Annotated in this window: 20 protein-coding genes; 10 read left to right on the top strand and 10 right to left on the bottom strand. The window is 73.9% G+C overall.

What is annotated here, in order from left to right; all coding sequences use genetic code 11:
- Positions 1-16: 16 nt before the first annotated feature.
- Together ACFO0B_RS08790 and ACFO0B_RS08795 are read right to left on the bottom strand one after the other, a co-directional pair.
- Positions 17-1,555 (bottom strand): DUF7782 domain-containing protein, encoded by a 1,539-nt coding sequence (locus ACFO0B_RS08790; protein ID WP_378611827.1) that lies wholly within the window; start codon positions 1,553-1,555, stop codon positions 17-19.
- 25 nt (positions 1,556-1,580) lie between these two features.
- Entirely contained in the window at positions 1,581-2,312 is a 732-nt protein-coding gene (locus ACFO0B_RS08795; protein WP_378611828.1) for a VOC family protein, read from the bottom strand.
- A 132-nt stretch (positions 2,313-2,444) separates the two neighbouring features.
- Between ACFO0B_RS08795 and ACFO0B_RS08800 the strand changes: the two genes are divergently transcribed.
- Positions 2,445-3,749, top strand: a complete 1,305-nt coding sequence (locus ACFO0B_RS08800; RefSeq protein WP_378611829.1) for an MFS transporter — start codon at positions 2,445-2,447, stop codon at positions 3,747-3,749.
- On the opposite strand, the gene ACFO0B_RS08805 is transcribed toward ACFO0B_RS08800, so the two are convergent.
- Positions 3,723-4,139 (bottom strand): DUF3099 domain-containing protein, encoded by a 417-nt coding sequence (locus ACFO0B_RS08805; RefSeq protein WP_378611830.1) that lies wholly within the window; start codon positions 4,137-4,139, stop codon positions 3,723-3,725. The genes ACFO0B_RS08800 and ACFO0B_RS08805 overlap by 27 nt on opposite strands.
- Before the next feature lie 72 nt (positions 4,140-4,211).
- Between ACFO0B_RS08805 and ACFO0B_RS08810 the strand changes: the two genes are divergently transcribed.
- Positions 4,212-4,448, top strand: coding sequence for a DUF3039 domain-containing protein (locus ACFO0B_RS08810; RefSeq protein WP_233019508.1), 237 nt, complete (start codon positions 4,212-4,214; stop codon positions 4,446-4,448).
- Between the two features lie 28 nt (positions 4,449-4,476).
- Here the strand turns inward: ACFO0B_RS08810 and ACFO0B_RS08815 are convergent, their stop codons facing one another.
- Positions 4,477-5,616, bottom strand: coding sequence for a YihY/virulence factor BrkB family protein (locus ACFO0B_RS08815; RefSeq protein WP_378611831.1), 1,140 nt, complete (start codon positions 5,614-5,616; stop codon positions 4,477-4,479).
- 153 nt (positions 5,617-5,769) lie between these two features.
- Between ACFO0B_RS08815 and ACFO0B_RS08820 the strand changes: the two genes are divergently transcribed.
- Positions 5,770-7,533: a DEAD/DEAH box helicase gene (locus tag ACFO0B_RS08820; RefSeq protein WP_378611832.1), complete on the top strand. Its 1,764-nt coding sequence runs from the start codon at positions 5,770-5,772 to the stop codon at positions 7,531-7,533.
- 121 nt (positions 7,534-7,654) lie between these two features.
- On the opposite strand, the gene ACFO0B_RS08825 is transcribed toward ACFO0B_RS08820, so the two are convergent.
- Both ACFO0B_RS08825 and ACFO0B_RS08830 read right to left on the bottom strand, forming a co-directional pair.
- Positions 7,655-8,206, bottom strand: coding sequence for a hypothetical protein (locus tag ACFO0B_RS08825; RefSeq protein WP_378611833.1), 552 nt, complete (start codon positions 8,204-8,206; stop codon positions 7,655-7,657).
- Positions 8,206-9,921, bottom strand: coding sequence for a DEAD/DEAH box helicase (locus tag ACFO0B_RS08830; protein ID WP_378611893.1), 1,716 nt, complete (start codon positions 9,919-9,921; stop codon positions 8,206-8,208). Before ACFO0B_RS08830 ends, ACFO0B_RS08825 begins: the two co-directional genes overlap by 1 nt.
- A 135-nt stretch (positions 9,922-10,056) precedes the next feature.
- Here ACFO0B_RS08830 and ACFO0B_RS08835 point away from each other — a divergent pair, with 135 nt between their 5' ends.
- Positions 10,057-10,815: a TetR/AcrR family transcriptional regulator gene (locus tag ACFO0B_RS08835; protein WP_378611834.1), complete on the top strand. Its 759-nt coding sequence runs from the start codon at positions 10,057-10,059 to the stop codon at positions 10,813-10,815.
- A 94-nt stretch (positions 10,816-10,909) separates the two neighbouring features.
- Here ACFO0B_RS08835 and ACFO0B_RS08840 read toward each other — a convergent pair whose 3' ends face one another.
- On the bottom strand, positions 10,910-11,104 hold the full coding sequence (locus tag ACFO0B_RS08840) for a DUF7455 domain-containing protein (RefSeq protein ID WP_378611835.1): 195 nt from the start codon (positions 11,102-11,104) through the stop codon (positions 10,910-10,912).
- 272 nt (positions 11,105-11,376) lie between these two features.
- Between ACFO0B_RS08840 and ACFO0B_RS08845 the strand changes: the two genes are divergently transcribed.
- From ACFO0B_RS08845 to ACFO0B_RS08855, 3 genes are all read left to right on the top strand, one after another.
- Positions 11,377-11,736 carry a DUF952 domain-containing protein gene (locus ACFO0B_RS08845; protein ID WP_378611836.1) on the top strand — a complete coding sequence of 120 codons (360 nt, stop codon included), beginning with the start codon at positions 11,377-11,379 and terminating at the stop codon, positions 11,734-11,736.
- Between the two features lie 85 nt (positions 11,737-11,821).
- A complete protein-coding gene (locus tag ACFO0B_RS08850) occupies positions 11,822-12,304 on the top strand; it encodes a cation:proton antiporter regulatory subunit (RefSeq protein WP_378611837.1) in 483 nt (160 codons plus the stop codon).
- A gap of 3 nt (positions 12,305-12,307) precedes the next feature.
- Positions 12,308-13,492: a cation:proton antiporter gene (locus ACFO0B_RS08855; RefSeq protein WP_378611838.1), complete on the top strand. Its 1,185-nt coding sequence runs from the start codon at positions 12,308-12,310 to the stop codon at positions 13,490-13,492.
- A gap of 52 nt (positions 13,493-13,544) precedes the next feature.
- Here the strand turns inward: ACFO0B_RS08855 and ACFO0B_RS08860 are convergent, their stop codons facing one another.
- On the bottom strand, positions 13,545-14,279 hold the full coding sequence (locus ACFO0B_RS08860) for a rhomboid-like protein (RefSeq protein ID WP_378611839.1): 735 nt from the start codon (positions 14,277-14,279) through the stop codon (positions 13,545-13,547).
- Positions 14,280-14,348: 69 nt separating this feature from the next.
- Between ACFO0B_RS08860 and ACFO0B_RS08865 the strand changes: the two genes are divergently transcribed.
- The 3 genes from ACFO0B_RS08865 (at position 14,349) to eutC (ending at position 16,801) form a co-directional block, all read left to right on the top strand.
- A complete protein-coding gene (locus ACFO0B_RS08865) occupies positions 14,349-14,567 on the top strand; it encodes a hypothetical protein (RefSeq protein WP_378611840.1) in 219 nt (72 codons plus the stop codon).
- A gap of 75 nt (positions 14,568-14,642) precedes the next feature.
- A complete protein-coding gene (locus ACFO0B_RS08870) occupies positions 14,643-16,055 on the top strand; it encodes an ethanolamine ammonia-lyase subunit EutB (RefSeq protein ID WP_378611895.1) in 1,413 nt (470 codons plus the stop codon).
- The gene (eutC, locus tag ACFO0B_RS08875; protein WP_378611841.1) at positions 16,052-16,801 is read left to right on the top strand and encodes an ethanolamine ammonia-lyase subunit EutC; all 750 of its coding nucleotides are present in this window, start codon (positions 16,052-16,054) and stop codon (positions 16,799-16,801) included. Before ACFO0B_RS08870 ends, eutC begins: the two co-directional genes overlap by 4 nt.
- Before the next feature lie 60 nt (positions 16,802-16,861).
- Here eutC and ACFO0B_RS08880 read toward each other — a convergent pair whose 3' ends face one another.
- The gene (locus ACFO0B_RS08880) at positions 16,862-18,223 is read right to left on the bottom strand and encodes an RNA polymerase sigma factor (protein ID WP_378611842.1); all 1,362 of its coding nucleotides are present in this window, start codon (positions 18,221-18,223) and stop codon (positions 16,862-16,864) included.
- 234 nt (positions 18,224-18,457) lie between these two features.
- Positions 18,458-19,216, bottom strand: a complete 759-nt coding sequence (ppgK, locus tag ACFO0B_RS08885; RefSeq protein WP_378611843.1) for a polyphosphate--glucose phosphotransferase — start codon at positions 19,214-19,216, stop codon at positions 18,458-18,460.
- Positions 19,217-19,380 lie beyond the last annotated feature (164 nt).

Consider the following 19,380-nt stretch of genomic DNA (forward strand, 5'->3'; position numbering starts at 1 on the left):
GAACGCCTGCGCGTGGCTACGCCGGCACTACGAGACCGTGCCGGACCAACCCCGTCACCAGGGCCAGCACCGCGCTCGCGAACTCGGGGGCCGTCTCTCCGGAGCCGTGTGCGAGAGCGAGCAATTCCGTCAGATCGGACAACGCCAGACCGTCCGGCCGCATTCCCGCGAGCAGTGCGATCCCGGCCTCGTCCACCTCGTGCTGCCAGCGTGGCCCGTCTCCGCGGTGCACCCGCGCGACCAGCGGTTCCCAGCCGTCGGGGCCGGCCAGCGCGACGCGCTCCAGCGCGGTGGCGTCCGGGACGAGGAAGCGCGCGTTCCAGGCCACCTCCGGGTCGGCGGCGACGGCGCGCAGCCAGGCCGAGCGCTCGAAGTAGGCGGTGGCCTCCGGGCCGAGCGGGTCGTCGAAGCCGTGCGTGAGATCCTCGGCGAGCAGCTCGGTGGGGCCGTCGATCGCGCGCAGGTAGACGAAGCCGAAGCCGATCCCGGTGACGTCTTCCGTCTCGAAGACGTCCAGCCAGGTCTCCGCGCGGCGCTGCGCCTCGGGCTCGCGCGGGTCGAGCCCGGCGTCGCGCAGCCAGGTGCCGACGTAGAGCGCGGGGTCGGCGACGTCGCGCTGCACCACCCAGGCGTCCACCCCGTGCGCGGGCAGCCAGGACGCGACCCGGGCCCGCCAGTCCTCGCCGTCACGGTGCACCCAGGCGGCGAGCAGCGCCGCGGTGCCGCCCGGCGCGAGCAGCTCCGGCGCGGTCGAGATCACCAGCTCGCTGGCGCCGTCCAGGGCGAGCCCGGAGTCGCGGTAGGTGTGCTCGACCCGGGCGGGCCCGACGACGAACGGCGGGTTGGCCACGATCCGGTCGAAGCGGCGCCCGGCCACCGGCTCGAACCAGGAGCCCGCGAGCAGCTCGACCTCGAGCCCGTTCAGCGCGCAGGTGGCCGCGGCCAGCGCGAGCGCGCGCGGGTTCACGTCGGTGGCGGTGACGGCGCCCGCGGCGGAGGCGGCGTGCACGGCCTGCACGCCGCAGCCCGTGCCGAGGTCGAGCACGGTGCCCGCCGGATCGGTGGGGGTGGCGCGGAGCAGGGAGAGCGAGGCGTGCCCGACGCCGAGCACGTGCTCCTCGGTCAGGGTGCGGCGGCGCATGGAGTCGTCCAGGTCGGAGATGATCCAGCGGGTGCCGGCGCCGGCGTCGAGGGGGCGCAGGTCGAGCGCGGCGCGCACCGTCTCGCCGTCCCGCTCGAGCAGCCCGGCTGCGACCGCGTCGGCGATCTCGACCGGGGCCAGTGCCGCGGTCGCCGCGGCGACCGGGACGTCGTCGTGCAGCAGGAAGAGCGCGATCAGCGTGCCGAGGTCGCCGGCGGCGCGGGCGGCGCGGCGCACCGGGACCGGCTCGGAGCGGCCGAGCGCGGCGTGCGCCGCGGGCCCGAGCACCGCGAGCAGGGTGTCGGCGTCGTATTCCGCCCGCTCCAGCGCGGTGCGCAGGCCGGGGCAGAGCGCGACGAGCGGCGCGGCGGTGGGATCGGTGCGGGTGGCGAGGCGGTTCGCGGCGTCTGGCACGCAGCTACTCTGCCATCGCCGGTGCTCAGACTCCGTGCGGGTCGCGGGCGGTGAGGCAGTAGGGGTGGCCGTCCGGGTCGGACATCACGATCCAGTGCTCGAAGCGGCGCAGCACGGTGGCACCGAGCGCGGTGTGCTGCTCGGCGGCGGCCGCCGGGTCGGAGGCGGCGAAGTCGAGGTGCGCGCTCGCGGGCCGGTCCTCGTCCAGCCGTTGCAGCAGCAGGTCGTAGCCGAGGCCGGGCCTGCCGCGCAGCAGCGCGAACTCGGGGCGGCGGCCGACCCGGTAGGGCAGCCCGGTGAGCTTGCGCCAGAACTCGGTCTCGCGCTCGATATCGCTCGCCCCGATATCGAGGCACACCTGGTCCAGCCGGGTGGTGAGGCCGCCGGGGCCGGACACGAGCGGCCGCTCGCCCGGCTCGGCCCTGCCGTCGGGGGTGAGGCAGAAGGTGAGCCCGGCGGGGGAGCGGAAGACGGCGTAGTCCGGGTGCTCGAACACCAGCTCGGCGCCGAGCCGGGTGGCGGTCTCCCGCGCGCCGGGCACGTCGGCGACATCCAGGTCGAGGTGCACGCGGCCGGCCTCCGGCACCGCCTGCATCTTCAGGGTGCCCGGCCCCGCGGCGGGCTCCAGCGTGACGAACTCGGAGAACTCGCCCCGCTTCGCGGACACCGCTGTGCCGGTGACCGCCGCCCAGAACCGGGCCGATTCGTCGAACCCGGCGGCGGGACGGTCGAGAAAAGCCCAGACCCACTGGATCATTCGCAGCTCCTCGTGTCGATTCGCTCCGACACTAGAGCGGGGCCGCGGCTGCTGTCGAGCTTGGCGGGATATCGGCGGAACCTGGCGGAACTGCCACTCGCGGGCGTGCTCCACCTCCGGCAGGATCTGCCGGTGACCTCACTGCGTACCGCCCGCCGCCCGGACGCCGCGGGCCGGTGGCCGCACCCGGCCTGGACCGTGGCCGCCGTAGGATTCGTCGCGCTGATCGGCGCGGCCGCTTTCCGCTCGGTGCCCGGTGTGCTGATGGATCCGCTGCACGACGAGTTCGGCTGGTCGCACGGGACCATCGGCACGGCGGTCTCGCTGAACCTGCTGCTCTACGGGTTGATCTCGCCGTTCGCGGCGGCGCTGATGGATCGCTTCGGCATCCGGCTCGTCGTCGCCTGCGCGCTGGTGCTGGTCGCGCTCGGCAGCGGGCTCACGGTGTTCATGACCCAGCCCTGGCAGTTGGTGGCGACCTGGGGGCTGCTGGTCGGCGTCGGGGTGGGCTCGATGTCCATGCCGTTCGTCGCGACCATCACCTCCCGCTGGTTCGTCCGGCACCGGGGGCTGGTCACCGGGGTGCTCACCGCCGCGGGCGCGACCGGGCAGCTGGTCTTCCTCCCGCTGATCGCCTGGCTGGCCGACCGGCACGGCTGGCGGCTGCCCGCGCTGGTGGTGGCCGCCGTCGCGCTGGCCGTGGTGCCGCTGGTGCTCTGCTTCGTCCGGGACTACCCGAGCGACGTCGGGCGGCTCGCCTACGGCGCCCCCGACGGCAGTACCGCGGGGACCAGGGTCGCGGTCGCCGGCGGTGCGCTGCGCGCGCTCACGGTGCTGCGCCTCGCGGCCCGCAAGCCCGGCTTCTGGCTGCTGGCCGGCGGCTTCGCCATCTGCGGCGCCTCGACCAACGGGCTGGTCGGCACACACTTCGTCAGCGCGGCGCACGACCACGGCATGCCGGTGACCACCGCGGCCGGGCTGCTCGCCCTGGTCGGTGTCTTCGACGTGGTCGGGACGATCTGCTCCGGCTGGCTCACCGACCTGGTGGATCCGCGGCTGCTGCTGGTCGGCTACTACAGCCTGCGCGGGCTCTCGCTGCTGATCCTGCCGCACCTGTTCGCGCCGCAGACCGAGCCGAGCATGTGGGTCTTCGTGATCTTCTACGGGTTGGACTGGATCGCCACCGTGCCGCCGACCGTCGCGCTCTGCCGGGAGATCTTCGGCGAGGACGGGCCGGTGGCGTTCGGCTGGGTCTTCGCCTCGCACCAGGTCGGCGCGGCCATCGCGGCCACCGGCGCGGGCGTGGTCAGAGACCTGCAGGGCAGCTACACGCCGGCCTGGTACCTGGCGGGCGGGCTGTGCGGGCTGGCGGCGGTGCTCTCGATCCTCGTCGCGCGCCCGCAGGCCCCGTCACTCGACGGCGCGGTGCGGCCGTGATTCCAGCGCCGGGCGCGGGCGGTCCCAGCGGCTCGGCTCGTCCTTGGTGCGCGGCGGGCGGTCGTTGGCGATCAGCACCGCGATCCAGGGCAGCGGGACCGAGACGGCGATGATCAGCAGCGAGATGAGCGCGTTCGCCCACAGGCTGTAGGCCAGCGCGGCGCCGAGCAGACACGGGATGCGGAACGCCATGATCACGGTGTACCGGCGGACCCGGGCGCGGTGCTGCTCCTCCAGCGAGGGCGCGGCCTCGGTGATCAGGACCGGGGTGTCGGCGCCCGCTCGGAAGAAGCCGCGCGATCGGGTGGCGCGGGGTTCGTGCTCGGTGTCGGTGGCGGAGTGGTCGGTGCGGCGCTCGTCGGCGTCTCTGTGGTCGCCGTGCTGATGCATGTGTTCGAGTGTTCCACCGTTCGGCGCCGCGCGCATCGGCCGGGGTGGGAGATGTGCGGCATCATGGAGGGCGTGAGTACTGACACCCTGGCGCGGCCGGACACCACCACCGACGAGACGACCGCGGACGACACCCCCAAGTTCTTCCACTACGTGAAGAAGAACAAGATCGCCGAGAGCGCCGTGATGGGCACGCACGTGGTGGCGCTCTGCGGTGAGGTCTTCCCGGTGACGCGCTCCGCCAAGCCCGGCTCGCCGGTCTGCCCGGACTGCAAGAAGGTCTACGAGCAGCTGCGCAAGGGCGACTGAGACCAGGCGTCCGGCAGCCGGGGTGCGTTCAGGCCCCGGTCGTTTCCGCATGCCCCGGTGCTGGTGTCTCGGCAGGCCGCGGCGGCGCCGAGTCGTCGGCTCGCCGCGGCTCCGCCGCGCGACGCGCCGGCCTGCGGCGTCCGCCGGGGCGCGGACGCCGCACGATGCCGTCCCCGAGCACCCGGTGCGCCAGCCACTCCTTGGTCCGGTCCAACCGCGACCCGTGGACGGGCCACAGCTCCTGCACGGCGGCGTTGAACTCGGCACCGAGGATCACCGCGAAGCCGAGGAAGAACGTGAAGAGCAGGAAGGCGATCGGCGTGGCCAGCGCTCCGTAGCTCACCCCGGACGCGGTGATCCAGGCCAGGTACCGGCGCAGGATCTCGCTGGCCGCCATGAAGAAGACGCCGGCCACCAGGGCTCCGCCGAGCAGCCGCAGCCAGGGCAGCGAACGGTGCAGCGCCAGCTTGTAGAGCGTGGTCAGCCCGACGATCAGCAGCAGCCCGACGCCCGGGTAGTAGAAGCCGTCGAGCAGCCGCAGCCCCGGCTCCCGCCAGCCGTCCGGCAGTGCCCGCCCGATGATCACCGGGCCGAGCGCGACCAGCGGCAGGATGAACACCGCCGCCACCAGGAACAGCAGATAGAGCAGCAGCGCGAAGATCCGCTGCCAGACCGGGTGCCGCGCCTCGTGCTGGTCGTGCGCCTCCACGATGGCGTCCACGAAGGTCGCCATGGCCGACGAGCCGGCCCAGAGCGAGAGCACGAAGCCGAACGACACCACCGCGCCGCGGCCGCGGCCGAGCACGTCCCGCACGGTCGGCTCGATCAGCTCCTCCACCACCGCCGGGCTGAACAGGTCGCGGCTGAACGCGATGATCTTGCCCTCCACGATGTCCACCGTGTCCGGCCCGAACCAGCCGCCGACGTAGCCGAGGCTGCCGAGCACGCCGAGCAGCAGCGGGGCCAGCGACAGCGTCTGCCAGAAGGCCGCGGCCGCCGACTTGGCGAAGATCGACCCGTCCCAGCTCTTGACCGCGGTGCGCACGATCAGCCGCAGCGCCTGCCCGCCCGCGCGCCGCAGCCGCGCGCGCACCGGCGCCGGGTCGGAGCCGGGCTGCTGCCCGGTTGCCGAGGACGCGCCGGAGCCGGTGGGCGTGGTGTCGGTCATGGTCCTTACAGCATTACTCACCGGTCGCTCGCGCACCGGACCGGCGGGGCATCCGGCCGGTGAAACCCGCGCGGGCCGGGCGGCTGTGACGGATGTCGCCCGCCGCCGCGTCGGTTTGGCGACACGCCGCGACCGGCCGTTAGGGTCTACGACGTGACCGGGTCAGGTGGTGCCGCGACGGCGGCCGGAGCGACGACGTCGGGGGCCCCCGGCGGCGGGGGCGTGCTCCGGGCCTGGCAGCGGCGTGCGCTGACCAAGTACCTGACGGCCAGGCCGCGCGATTTCCTCGCGGTGGCGACGCCGGGCGCGGGCAAGACCACCTTCGCGCTGCGGGTGGCGGCCGAACTGCTCGCCGACCGCACCGTCGACCAGATCACCGTGGTCGCGCCGACCGAGCACCTGAAGCACCAGTGGGCGCAGTCCGCGGCCCGCTCCGGCATCGCGCTCGACTCGCGCTTCTCCAACACCACCGGCGGCACCTCCGGCGATTACCACGGCGTCGTGGTGACCTACGCCCAGGTGGCGGCGCACCCGTTCAAGCACCGGGTGCGCACCGAGAACAAGCGCACGCTGGTGATCCTGGACGAGGTCCACCACGCCGGCGACGCCAAGAGCTGGGGCGACGCCGTCGCCGAGGCCTTCGGCGACGCCACCCGCAGGCTGGCGCTCACCGGCACCCCGTTCCGCAGCGACGACAGCCGGATCCCGTTCATCGTCTACGAGCCGGACGAGTCCGGCTTCGACCGCTCCCGCGCCGACCACTCGTACGGCTACTCCGACGCGCTGGCCGACGGCGTGGTGCGCCCGGTGGTCTTCCTCGCCTACAGCGGGGAGGCGCACTGGCGGGACAGCGCGGGCGAGGAGTACAGCGCCCGGCTCGGCGAGCCGCTGAGCGCCGAGCACACCGCGCGCGCCTGGCGCACCGCGCTCGACCCGGCCGGCGACTGGATGTCCAAGGTGCTGCAGGCCGCCGACACCAGGCTGCGTCAGCTGCGCGCCTCCGGCATGCCGGACGCGGGCGGCCTGGTGATCGCCACCGACCAGGAGCGCGCCCGCGACTACGCCGAGCTGCTGGAGCACATCTCCGGCCGCAGACCCGCGCTCGTGCTCTCCGACGACCCGACCTCATCGGCCCGGATCGGCAGCTTCGGCGCGAGCGACGAGCCGTGGATGGTCGCGGTCCGGATGGTCTCCGAGGGCGTCGACGTGCCGCGGCTCGCGGTCGGCGTCTACGCCACCAGCGCCTCGACCCCGCTGTACTTCGCCCAGGCCATCGGGCGGTTCGTGCGCGCCAGGCAGCCGGGGGAGACGGCCAGCGTCTTCCTGCCGTCGGTGCCGGTGCTGCTCGACCTCGCCGCGCAGCTCGAGCTGCAGCGCGACCACGTCATCGGCAAGCCGCACCGGCAGGCCGAAGGTCTGGAGGACGCGCTGCTCGAGCAGGCCGACAAGCAGCAGGACGAGCCGGGCGAGGACGAGAAGCCGTTCGTCGCGCTGGCCGCCGACGCCGAGCTGGACCAGGTGATCTACGACGGCTCCTCGTTCGGCACCGCGACCTTCACCGGCAGCGCGGAGGAGGCCGACTACCTCGGCATCCCCGGGCTGCTCGACGCCGAGCAGATGCGCGCGCTGCTGCGCGAGCGGCAGTCCAAGCAGGTGGCCGAGCGCTCGGCCACCCCGCCCGCGATCCCCGAGCCGGCGCCGCACGCCGCCGCGGCCGCCGACCGGGTCGCCACCGCCGCCGCGCTCGGCGAGCTGCGCCGCGAGCTGAACAGCCTGGTCGCCATGCACCACCATCGCACCGGCAAGCCGCACGGCGTCATCCACGGTGAGCTGCGCCGCGAGTGCGGGGGCCCGCCCACCGCGCTGGCCAGCGCCGATCAGCTGCACGAGCGGATAGCGGCCCTGCGCCGCCGGTGACGTCGCGCGGGCCGCGCGCCGGGCCGTAGGGATGCCGCCGCTCGGGGCACCAACGCTCGAGCTCGGTGCGCCGCATGCGGCCGCCCGGCGGGGCGGGGATCCGGCCGGCGGAGCCGATGGTTCACGGCGGAGTGTCGAACCAGCCCGCAGCGTCCATGTCGTCCAGCGGGATCCAGCGGCGCGGGGCCGCCGGGGTATCCGGCGCGCCTGCGGCGGGATCGAGGAAGCCGCCGATCCGCAGGGCCAGCGCCGGCTCGGCGTCGACCTGCCGCGCCACCTCGTAGCAGAGTGCGAGCAGGTGCACGCAGCGCTCGCGCCGCGCCGAGCAGGAGCAGTCGGTGGCGGCGAGCACGGGAGCCGGGTCGATCCCGGCCGCGCGCAGCGCCGCGTGCGCGTCGTCGCCGAGCAGCGCCGGGTCGGGCACCAGCCCGGCCACCGCCGCCACCGCGGCCCTGGCGGGCGGCGCGACCTCGAGGTGCGTCACCGAGGCCTGCCCGCCGCGCTGGATGGTCGCCCGCACCAGCCTGCCGTCGACCACCGTGCGCACCCCGCTGTTGCGCGCGATGCTGCGGGCGCGCGGCAGCAACGGCTCCGGGCGGGTGCTGCGCAGCGGCTCGGCGAGCCGCACCCAGTCCATGCCCCACCGGGTGTAGCCGAACTCGTTCTCCGGCATCAGGCGGCACCCCGCGAGCGGCGCAGGATCTCCATCAGCCCGGCGTCGTCCAGCCGGGCCAGCGCCGCGATCCCGGCGCTGTCGCCGAGGTCGGTGAGCGCGGCCTTGCGGTCGTGCAGCCGGGCGATGTGCTCCTCCACGGTGGTGGCGGTGGTGAGCGTGGTGACGGTGACGGTGCGGGTCTGCCCGATCCGGTGCACCCGGTCTGTGGCCTGCGCCTCGACCGCCGGGTTCCACCAGCGGTCCACGTGCACCACGTCGGCGGCGCGGGTCAGGGTGAGCCCGGTGCCTGCCGCGCGCAGGCTCAGCACCAGCACCGGTGGGCCGTCCGGGCGCTGGAAGTCCCGCACGATCCCGGCCCGCGCGGCGGGGTCGAGCCCGCCGTGCAGGAAGGGGACGGCGAGCCCGAAGGTCTCGGCGAAGTGCCTGACCAGCAGCTCGCCCGCGCCGCGGTACTGGGTGAAGAGCAGGGTCGGGGCCTCGTTGGCCAGGTTGGCTGCCACGATGTCGGTGCAGAGGTCGATCTTGCCGGAGCGTCCGCCGATCTCGGCCAGGTCGCCGGTGATCAGCCCCGGGTGGTCGCAAACCTGCTTCAGCGCGGTGAGCGCGGCCAGCACGCGGCCGTGCCGCTGCAGCCCGGTGCCGAACCCGGTGTCCGCGGCCTCGTCGAGCACCCGGTCGTAGAGCGCGGCCTGCTCGGCGGTGAGGTCGCAGAGCAGGTCGCTGCGGATCTTGGCGGGCAGCCCGGCGGCCACCTGGGACTTGCGCCTGGCCAGCAGCACCGGCTCCAGCGCGTCGCGCAGCCGGGCCGCCGCGCCCGCGTCGCCCTCGGCGATGGGCTTGGCGTAGCGCCGCCGGAACCGGCTGCGGTGCGGGAAGAGCCGCGGCGCCACCAGGTGCAGCAGCGCGAAGAGCTCGTCCAGGTCGTTCTCCACCGGGGTGCCGGTCAACGCGACCCGCGCGGCGGCGTCCAGCCCGCGCGCGGCCACCGCGACCTGGGTGCGCGGGTTCTTCAGCGCCTGCGCCTCGTCGAAGATCACCGTCTCCCAGCGGGATCCGGCCAGCTCGCGGTGGTGCAGCCGCAGCGTCGGGTAGCCGGTGACCAGCACCGTCCCCGGTGCCGCCGCCGGTGGGCCGCGGCGCCACGCCCGTGCCCGCAGCTCCGGCGCGAAGCGGGTGATCTCGTGAATCCAGTTGCCCACCAGCGAGGTCGGCGCCACCACCAGGTTCGGCCCGTCCGCCCGGTCGGCCAGGAAGCCGATGGCCTGCACCGTCTTGCCGAGCCCCATCTCGTCGGCCAGCACCGCGCCGCCGTGCGCGGCGACCGTCTCGTGCAGCCAGCCGATCCCGCGCGCCTGGTACGGCCGCAGTTCGACGTGCAGCCTGCCCGCCAGCCGCTCCGGCACCGAGGCGGTCTCCCGCGCGACGGCCAGCGCGCGCTCGGGGGCCAGCACGGCGGTGCCGGTGGCATTGGGCACGGCGTGCGCCGCGGGCGGCAGCGCGGGCGCGGCGGCCGGATCGGTGAAGGCGGCGGTCCAGGCGGTGTGCGACGGCCCGCCGGTGCGCGGGTCGGCGGTGAACTCGGCCGGGGTGAGCAGTGCGCACGGCACGTCGGTGACCGCGAGCCCGTCCGGGCCGGGCAGCACCAGCGGCAGCGTTTCCCGCTCCCCGGCCCCCGGCGGGGCGGCGCCGGGGCCGCCTGCCCAGGTCCACAGCGCGACGAGGTGCCGGTCCGGGAGGTAGGTGGCTTGCAGTGCGGACAGGGTACGGCCCCCTTCGGAGAACAGCGTAAGGTGTACGGAAAACCGACAACGTACACCGTACGGGATTTGTTCCCGGAAGGGGGAGCCGTGGCCGAGCCGACCGCCGACGAGCGCGCCGCGCGGCTCATCGCCCTGCTGTGGCGGCGCCACCTGCCGCCGCGCCCGCCCACCCGCGGCCCCCGCCAGACGGTGAACGTGGACGCCGTGATCGATGCCGCGGTGGCGCTGGCCGACCGGGACGGCCTGGCCGGGGTCTCCATCCGCGCGGTCGCCACGCAGCTCGGCCTGCGCCCCATGAGCCTCTACACCTACGTCCCGGGCAAGGACGAGCTGCTCGCCGCCATGGTGGACGAGCTGGCTGCCCGCGACGGCCCGCTGCCGGGCGGTGCCCCGCGCGAGCGGGTGGCGGCGGTGGCCCGCCAGGTGCGCGCCGAGCTGCTCGCGCACCCGTGGCTGCTCGAGGTCTCGCCGTGGCGGCTGGTGCTCGGCCCCGGCCGGTTGCGCCGCTACGACCGGCAGCTGGCCGCGCTGACGGGGCTCGGGCTGGACGACGTCGCCCTCGACCGGTCGGTGCGCGTGCTGACCGAGTTCGCCACCGGCAATGCCGGGACCGCGGTGGCCGCGCGCCGGGCAGGCGACGACGCCGCCTGGTGGGCCGCGCACGGCCCGCTGCTCGCCGCCGTCATGCCGGAGCGCGAGTTCCCGACGGCGGCGCGGGTCGGGGCCGCGGTGGGTGAGCGGTACCAGGCGCCGGGCGACCCGGACGGCGACTTCGAATACGGCCTCGACGTGCTGATCGATGGAATCCTGCTGAGCGGAAAGCCGGGCGCGGCGGCCGGAGCGTGACCCCGGAGACGGAACAGCGGGCGATCCGGATCGGATCGCCCGCTGTCGCGGATTCTGTTGTCGGATGCTGTTGTGTCGGACGCGAGGAGGGGGTCTACAGAGCGGGAGCGGATTCCGTGTTGATCACGGCATCGAGCTCGCGCAGGCGCTCCATGTGTTCGTTGGCGTGGTGCTGGCAGAAGAGCAACTCTCCACCCGCTGGCAGAACGGCACGCACTCGGGCAGCGGCCCCGCACCGGTCGCAGCGATCGACCGCGGTCAGTGGGGTGCTGGTCAGGGTTCCTGGCATGACTCCTCCGTCCTGGCTTCCGGCACACAGTCCGTTCACCTGGTGTCGGGCCCGTGGTCACTCCGCGGGCTCACATCCGCTACTTCCCAGCAGGGGTATGACTACTCTGACAGACGTTCGGGGTCCGGGGTTTGTTCCCGGTGAGGATCCGATGTGTTTTCGATAACACGACCTGGGATTTCCGCCGTGGGCGAACATCCCTGCTCAGCTCCGAAAGCACGCCAATCTCGTACTCGAACAGTCCGATCCAGTTGTCTACCGGGAGACTACCCGTGACCTATGACACTCACACCCTGGTTCACATCTGCACGCTGGCGGATTGGCTGGCGGCGCGGCAGTCGGGCGAGCTGCGCCCGGCCTCGCTCGAGGTGGCCGGGTTCGTGCACCTGTCGACCCCGCAGCAGGCGCACCTGCCCGCCAACCGATTGTTCTCCGGCCGACGGGATCTCGTGCTGCTCCGGATCGACCCGGCCCGGCTCGGCGCGCCGGTGAAGTGGGAGCCCGGGGTACCCACCGACCCGGAGTCCATGCTGTTTCCGCACCTCTACGGCCCGCTGCCGGCGGGAGCGGTCACCGCCATCGACGAGTACCGGCCGGACGGGGACGGGGTCTTCGCGCCGCTCGCGCGCTAGCGGGCACCGGGCGGGGATTCCGCCGAACCGACCAGCCGGACGGTCACCCGCGACGGGGGCCGTCGGCAGGTCTACGCTGGAGTCCGTGAACGTCGATGTCACAGCATTGCCCGGGATCGGGGTGCGCAAGGACTTCCAGGCCCGGTCCGGCCGCCGGATCGGGGTGGTCGATCTCCGCGACGGCGGCATCGACCTCATCGTCTCCAAGCTGGACGATCCGGACGCCTGCGCGGCCGAGATCCCGCTCACGGCGGACGAGGCGGCGGTGCTGGCCAACCTGCTCGGGGCCCCGCAGCTGGTCGCCCAGCTGCGCGAGGACCACCGCGACATGCCCGGCATCCTGACCAGGCAGCTGCCGATCAAGGCGGACTCCCCGTACGAGGGCCGCACGCTGGGGGAGACCGGTATGCGCACCCGCACCAAGGCGTCGATCGTCGCCGTGATGCGGGCCGGGCAGGTCTACCCCTCACCCGGCCCCGACTTCACCTTCGGCGCCGACGACCTGCTCGTGGTCGTCGGAACGCCGGAGGGGCTCGACACGGCCGCGAAGATCCTCACCCACGGTTGACCGGTGGACGGCACCGCGCTCGCGTTGCTCGAGCTCGGTGCGGTGCTGTTCGTCCTCGGCCTGCTCGGCAGGCTGGCCGGGCGGGCCGGGATGTCGCCGATCCCGCTCTACCTGCTCGGCGGGCTCGCCTTCGGGCAGGGTGGCTTCGTCGAGCTGAGCGGGGCCAACGACTTCGGCCACCTGGCCGCCGAGATCGGCGTCGTCCTGCTGCTGCTCCTGCTCGGGCTGGAGTACACCGCGCCCGAGCTCGTCACCGGGCTGCGCCGCTCCTGGCCGGCCGGGCTGGTCGACCTGGTGGCCAATGCCACGCCCGGCGCGGTGGTGGCGCTGCTGCTCGGCTGGGGCGCGACCGGGGCCATCACGATGGCGGGGGTCACCTACATCTCGTCCTCCGGGATCGTGGCGAAGGTCCTCGCCGACCTGGGCAGGCTCGGTAACCGGGAGACCCCGGTGGTGCTCTCCATCCTGGTCTTCGAGGATCTGGCGATGGCGCTGTACCTGCCGATCCTGACCACCGTGCTGGCCGGGCTGAGCGTGCTCAGCGGGCTGCGCGCGCTCGGCACCGCACTGGCCTGCGTCACCGTGGTGCTGCTGCTCGCGCTGCGCTACGGGCGGCAGGTCTCGGCGCTGCTGGCCAGCGACGACCGCGAGGTGTTCCTGCTCGAGCTGCTCGGCGCGGCGCTGCTGGTGGCCGGGGTGGCCTCCGCGCTGCACGTCTCGGCGGCGGTCGGGGCGTTCCTGCTCGGCATCGCCATCTCCGGCGCGACGGCGCGGCAGGCGGTGAAGCTGCTCGAGCCGCTGCGCGATCTCTTCGCCGCCATCTTCTTCGTCGCCTTCGGGCTGAACACCGACCCGGCGGCGATCCCGCCGGTGCTCGGCTGGGCGGTCGCGCTCGCGGTGGTCAGCACGGTGACCAAGGTGGCCACCGGGTGGTGGGCGGCGGGCAGGCAGGGGATCAGGGCGCCGGGGCGGGCCAGGGCGGGGGCGGCGCTGGTGGCGCGCGGCGAGTTCTCCATCGTGATCGCCGGGCTCGCCATCGGCATCGGCACCGCGGCCACCGAACTCGCCGCGCTCGCCTCGGCCTACGTCCTGCTCATGGCGATCATCGGGCCGGTCGCGGCGCGGCTCGCCGAGCCCGCGTACGCCCTGCTGCACCGGGGCCCGCCCGCTGCCGCCGTCGGCCGGTGACCCCGCGGCCCGCCCGCTGTCGTTCGACCTCCGGATCTCGCGCGCTCGCGGCTCACGCCACGGTCTGTCCCGCGCGGCGGGCGCGCCTGCGCTGGAACGCGCTGCCCGCCGCACCGGCGACGAGGCCGATACCGGCCGCGCACAGGTGCCCGTAGTCGGTGAAGGTCGGCCCGATCCAGTAGGCCGCCGCCAGCACGGCCACCAGGGTCCCGGCCCAGGCCAGCCGCAACCCTCCGCGGAAGAGGAACGACATCGCCGCCATGATCGCGGTGCCCCCGTAGCTGCTGCCCACGTCGGCCGCGACCGCCACCCGGTACGGGATGACCCCGTGGTCGATGCCGTAGGAGATGGCGGTGACGGTGAGCAGCGTCGCCCCCACGTGCCCGATCGCGAAGAGCGCGATCCAGCGCGCGGTCCCGAGCCTGCGCTCGGCGAACGCCGTCACCACCAGGAACTGCGGGAGAACCCAGTACGGGAAGCCGCCCTCGGTCCAGAACGCCGACGCCACCAGCACCTGGATCGGGTTCTCCCGCATGTTGTGCAGGTTGGTCGAGGCGGAGAGGATCAGCGCCCGCTCGGCCTGCGGGCTCAGCCCGCGCAGCGTCCACCAGGTGACCAGCAGCGTGAACACGTAGGCGGTGCTGGCCGGCGCGCCCGCGAAGTGCGCCCGCACCGCTGGCCCGATCCGGCGCGGCAGCCCCGGCGCCCGCAGCCGGCCGGTGACCGCCCGCACGCAGTCGGTCGCGTCCAGGGTGCGCAACCACGGTGCGGGGGGCGAGTCGGGCACCCGGCCAGTCTGCCGGAACCCCGCCCGGAATCCGCTCGCGCGCGCCGGTGCCGGGGCTACCCTGACGTGATGCGGCGCACGAGGGCTGTCGAGATCCAGCGGGCCGATCTCACCGGGTACGAGGCCATCGGCACCGTCGAGCTGAAGCTGAACCGCTACGGCCACAGCGATATCCACCGCGCCGTCGAGGAGATCGCCAGGGCGGCGACCGCGGCCGGTGGCGACCACTTCTACGTCGCGGAATCGCTCGGTGACCGGATCGTCGCCGTGGTCTGCCGCCGTCGCTGACCCGTAACGCCGGGGCAACACCGGCGGCCGAGAATCGGGGCGATCCCGGCATCCGGCCGGAAGGAGGGAGTGACCGTGCCGACCTTCACGCAGCCACTGCGCGGCACCGGCTACCGCTTCGACGGCCTGGTCGAGCTGCTGGCCAAGGCGTCGCCGCGGCGCAGCGGGGACGAGCTCGCCGGCTGCGCCGCCGAATCCGACGCCGAGCGCGCCGCCGCGCAGTGGGCGCTCGCCGACGTCCCGCTCCGGACGTTCCTGGACGATCAGGTCGTGCCGGGCGAGACCGACGAGGTCACCCGGCTGATCCTGGAGCGGCACGACCGCGCCGCCTTCGCCCCGATCGCCGCGCAGACCGTCGGCGAGCTGCGCGACCATCTGCTCACGGTGGCCGCCACCGACGACGCCGCCACCACCCTGAGCGCCCTCGCCCCCGGCCTCACCCCGGAGATGGTGGCCGCCGTCTGCAAGCTCATGCGCAACCAGGACCTGATCGCCGTCGCCGCCGCCGCCCGCGTCACCAGCGCCTTCCGCACCACCATCGGCGCTCCCGGCACGCTCGCCACCCGGCTCCAGCCCAACCACCCCACCGACGACCCGCGCGGGATCGCCGCCGCGGTGCTGGACGGGCTGCTGCTCGGCTGCGGCGATGCCGTGATCGGCATCAACCCGGCCACCGACTCCCCGCACGCCGCGGGCGAGCTGCTCCGCCTGCTCGACGACGTGCGCACCCGGTTCGACATCCCGGTGCAGTCCTGCGTGCTCGCGCACGTCACCACCACCCTCCGGCTGATCGAGACCGGCGCGCCGGTGGACCTGGTGTTCCAGTCGGTCGCCGGAACCGAGGGCGCCAACCGGAGCTTCGGGGTCGATCTGGCGCTGCTGCGCGAGGGCGCGGAGGCGGCGCGCTCGCTCGGCCGCGGCATCGTGGGCGGCAACGTCATGTACCTGGAGACCGGGCAGGGCTCGGCGCTCTCGGCGGGCGCGCACCTCGGCGCCGGCGACCGCCCCGTCGACCAGCAGACCCTGGAGGCCCGCGCCTACGCCGTCGCGCGGGAGCTGGAGCCGCTGCTGGTGAACACCGTCGTCGGCTTCATCGGCCCGGAGTACCTCTACGACGGCAAGCAGATCGTCCGGGCCGGGCTGGAGGACCACTTCTGCGGCAAGCTGCTCGGGCTGCCCATGGGCGTCGACGTCTGCTACACCAACCACGCCGAGGCCGACCAGGACGACATGGACACCCTGCTCACCCTGCTCGGCGCGGCGGGCACCGCCTTCGTCATCGCGGTGCCCGGCGCCGACGACGTGATGCTCGGCTACCAGAGCTTGAGCTTCCACGACGTGCTCTACGCCAGGCGGGTGCTCGGGCTGCGCCCCGCGCCGGAGTTCGCGGACTGGCTGCGCGGGCTCGGCATGATCGACGCGGGCGGCCGGATCCTCCCGGTCGACGCCGCCGCCTCGCCGCTGCGCGCACTGGCGGCCGGGCGATGAGCAGCGCGGAGTTCTGGGAGCCGCTGCGCCGCAGCACGCAGGCGCGGATCGGGCTCGGCCGGGCCGGTGACGCGCTGCCCACCGAGCGGGTGCTGGAGTTCCGCGCCGCGCACTCCGCCGCCCGCGACGCCGTGCACGCCGCCCTCGACACCGCCGCGCTGGCCGCCGATCTCGCCGCCCGCGGCCTCGGCGACGCCACCGTCGTCGCCAGCCGCGCCCGCGACCGCGACGAGTACCTGCGCCGCCCCGACCTCGGCAGGCTCCCCGGCTCCGAGCTGCCCGGGAAGGTTTCGGCGGACGTCGGCTTCGTGCTCGCCGACGGCCTCTCCGCCTTCGCCGTCGCCGAGCACGGCCCGGCCACCCTCGCCGCCCTGACCACCGCGCTACCCCCCGCGCTCAGCACCGCCCCGCCGGTGCTCGCCACCCAGGCCCGGGTCGCGCTCGGCGACCACATCGGCGCCGCGCTCGGCGTCACCACCCTGGTCCTGCTGATCGGCGAGCGCCCCGGCCTCTCGGTCGCCGACAGCCTCGGCATCTACCTCACCCACCACCCGCGCCCCGGCCGCACCGACGCCGAACGCAACTGCCTCTCCAACATCCACCCGCCCGACGGTCTCGGCTACGAGCGCGCCGCCCGGATCGTCGCCGCCCTGATCGAGGGCGCCCGCGCGCTCGGCCGCTCCGGCGTCGACCTCAAGGACGATTCGCTGCCGCTCGGCGCCGCGGACCGCGCCGAGCTCGGCTGACCCCGGAACGCGACGAGGGCCCCACGGCGGAAACCGTGGGGCCCTCGTGGCGCGCCGTGCCTAGTCCAGGTAGTCCCGGAGCACCTGCGACCGGCTGGGGTGCCGCAGCTTGCTCATGGTCTTGGACTCGATCTGCCGGATCCGCTCGCGGGTGACGCCGTAGACCTGGCCGATCTCGTCCAGGGTGCGCGGCTGCCCGTCGGTGAGGCCGAAGCGCAGCCGGACCACGCCCGCCTCGCGCTCGGAGAGCGTCTCCAGCACCGACTGCAGCTGGTCCTGCAGCAGGGTGAAGCTGACCGCGTCGACGGCGACGACCGCCTCGGAATCCTCGATGAAGTCACCGAGCTGGCTGTCGCCCTCGTCGCCGATGGTCTGGTCGAGCGAGATGGGCTCCCTGGCGTACTGCTGGATCTCCAGCACCTTCTCCGGGGTGATGTCCATCTCCTTGGCCAGCTCCTCCGGGGTGGGCTCGCGGCCCAGGTCCTGGAGCAGCTCGCGCTGGATGCGGCCGAGCTTGTTGATGACCTCGACCATGTGCACCGGGATGCGGATGGTGCGGGCCTGGTCGGCCATGGCGCGGGTGATGGCCTGCCGGATCCACCAGGTGGCGTACGTGGAGAACTTGTAGCCCTTGGTGTAGTCGAACTTCTCCACCGCGCGGATGAGGCCGAGGTTGCCCTCCTGGATCAGATCCAGGAACGCCATGCCACGGCCGGTGTAGCGCTTGGCGAGCGAGACGACGAGCCGCAGGTTGGCTTCGAGCAGGTGGTTCTTGGCCCGGTTGCCGTCGCGGATGATCCAGTTGAAGTCACGGCGGGTGGCCACCGGCAGCTTCTCGCCGGAGTCGGCGAACTCGCGCATCTTCTCCGCGGCGTAGAGCCCGGCCTCGATCCGCTTGGCGAGCTCGACCTCCTCCTCCGCGTTGAGCAGCGCGACCTTGCCGATCTGCTTGAGGTAGGCGCGCACCGAGTCGGCGGAGGCGGTGAGCTCGGCGTCCTTGCGGGCCTGGCGGAGCGCCTCGGATTCCTCCTCGTCCCAGACGAAGTCACCGGAGGCCTTGTCGGCGGGGGTCGGTTCGGCGGCACCCTCGGCCTCGGGGGCCTCGGCGGCCTCCTCGACCGGCTCCTCGGCGTCCTCGGCGAGTTCGTCCTCGGAGATCTCCAGATCCTCGAGCTCGAGGTTCTCCTCCTCGGTGCCCTCGTCGGCGCCCGGCTCGCCGTCCGGACCCGCCTTCTTGGTGCCCGCCTTCTTCGCGGGCGCCTTCTTGGCGGCGGCCACCTTCTTCGCCGGTGCCTTCTTGGCGACGGCCTTCTTGGCAGGCGCCTTCTTCACCGGTGCCTTGCGGACCGGCCGCGCGGCGATTGCTTCCGCGGAGTCGGCGTCGGCCGATTCGGCGGTCTGACGGGTATTCGTGGCTACCACGTACGCCCTTTCGTGACGGTCTCGTGCGGCGTCACGCCAGAGTGATCCGGCGGAGCGGTCTGTCGGGTGGCGCCGGCGGAGCGCCGGCTGTCGGCTCGCACCGGCGCGAGCCGGTGTGCCGGGTGGGGGTTGGCGGCTTTCCGCCGGACAGGTTCCATTGTAACGATCGAACCAGGGTACCCATGCCAACGACGGGCAGATTCGCGGCCCGCGCCCGGGTGGCGCCGTTCCGCGTCAGGGCGTGATGCCGTCGTGTACCGCCATGGCCGCGCCGACGATGCCCGCGGTGTTCCTGAGGTGCGCGGGAATCACCGGGGTCCGGTTGGTGAGCAGCGGAATCCACTGGTCGCTGTCCCGGCTGATGCCGCCACCGGCCACGATGACATTCGGCCAGAACAAATTCTCCAGCGCGATCAACACCGTGCTCACCTCGGCGGCCCACTGCGCGAAGCTCAGTTCCCTGCGCTCCTTCACCGAGGCGGCGGCGCGGTGCTCGGTCTCCATCCCGCCGACCTCCATGTGCCCGAGTTCGGTGTTCGGCACGAGCGCGCCGCGGTAGATCAGCGCGGAGCCGATCCCGGTGCCGAAGGTGAGCAGCAGGACCGAGCCGGCGTACTCGCGCGCCGCGCCGTAGCGGTCCTCGGCCAGCCCCGCCGCGTCGGCGTCGTTGAGCACGGTGACCTGCCTGCCGCCGAGCGCGTCGGCGAAGAGCGCGCGGGCGTCGGTGCCGATCCAGCCGCGGTCGATGTTGGCCGCGGTGCGCGCGACACCGTCCAGCACCACCGCGGGCAGCGTGATGCCGACCGGGCCGTCCCAGTCCGCCTTCGCGACCAGCTCGGCCACGGTCGCCGCGACCGCCTCCGGGGTGGACGGCTGCGGCGTCGCGATCTTGATGCGCTCCTGGGCGAGCTCACCGGTGTCCAGGTTCACCACGGCGCCCTTGACACCGCTGCCGCCGATGTCGATCCCGAATGCGTGCCCCCGAGCGGACATCTCTCAACCCCTCGTTCCTGTGCCGGTGTCGTGGTCCACATCGCGCCGCACAGGTCCCCGGTGCCGCGTGACGTCGGGTTGCCCGACGACGGCGCTGTGTCGTGCACGACAAAGGGTAGTCGGGCGCGTCCGATCATGATCGCCGACCGCCCTCGCGCGCCCGG

This window comes from Nocardia jiangsuensis (genome assembly GCF_042650385.1).
GTDB lineage: Bacteria > Actinomycetota > Actinomycetes > Mycobacteriales > Mycobacteriaceae > Nocardia > Nocardia jiangsuensis.

Excerpts from the sequence above, each read along its gene's own strand:
- ACFO0B_RS08805 (WP_378611830.1), bottom strand. The coding sequence starts at position 4,139 with ATGCATCAGCACGGCGACCACAGAGACGCCGACGAGCGCCGCACCGAC.
- ACFO0B_RS08825 (WP_378611833.1), bottom strand. The coding sequence starts at position 8,206 with ATGCCGGAGAACGAGTTCGGCTACACCCGGTGGGGCATGGACTGGGTG.
- ACFO0B_RS08865 (WP_378611840.1), top strand. The coding sequence starts at position 14,349 with ATGCGGCGCACGAGGGCTGTCGAGATCCAGCGGGCCGATCTCACCGGG.
- ACFO0B_RS08795 (WP_378611828.1), bottom strand. The coding sequence starts at position 2,312 with ATGATCCAGTGGGTCTGGGCTTTTCTCGACCGTCCCGCCGCCGGGTTC.
- ACFO0B_RS08840 (WP_378611835.1), bottom strand. The coding sequence starts at position 11,104 with ATGCCAGGAACCCTGACCAGCACCCCACTGACCGCGGTCGATCGCTGC.
- ACFO0B_RS08815 (WP_378611831.1), bottom strand. The coding sequence starts at position 5,616 with ATGACCGACACCACGCCCACCGGCTCCGGCGCGTCCTCGGCAACCGGG.
- eutC (WP_378611841.1), top strand. The coding sequence starts at position 16,052 with ATGAGCAGCGCGGAGTTCTGGGAGCCGCTGCGCCGCAGCACGCAGGCG.
- ppgK (WP_378611843.1), bottom strand. The coding sequence starts at position 19,216 with ATGTCCGCTCGGGGGCACGCATTCGGGATCGACATCGGCGGCAGCGGT.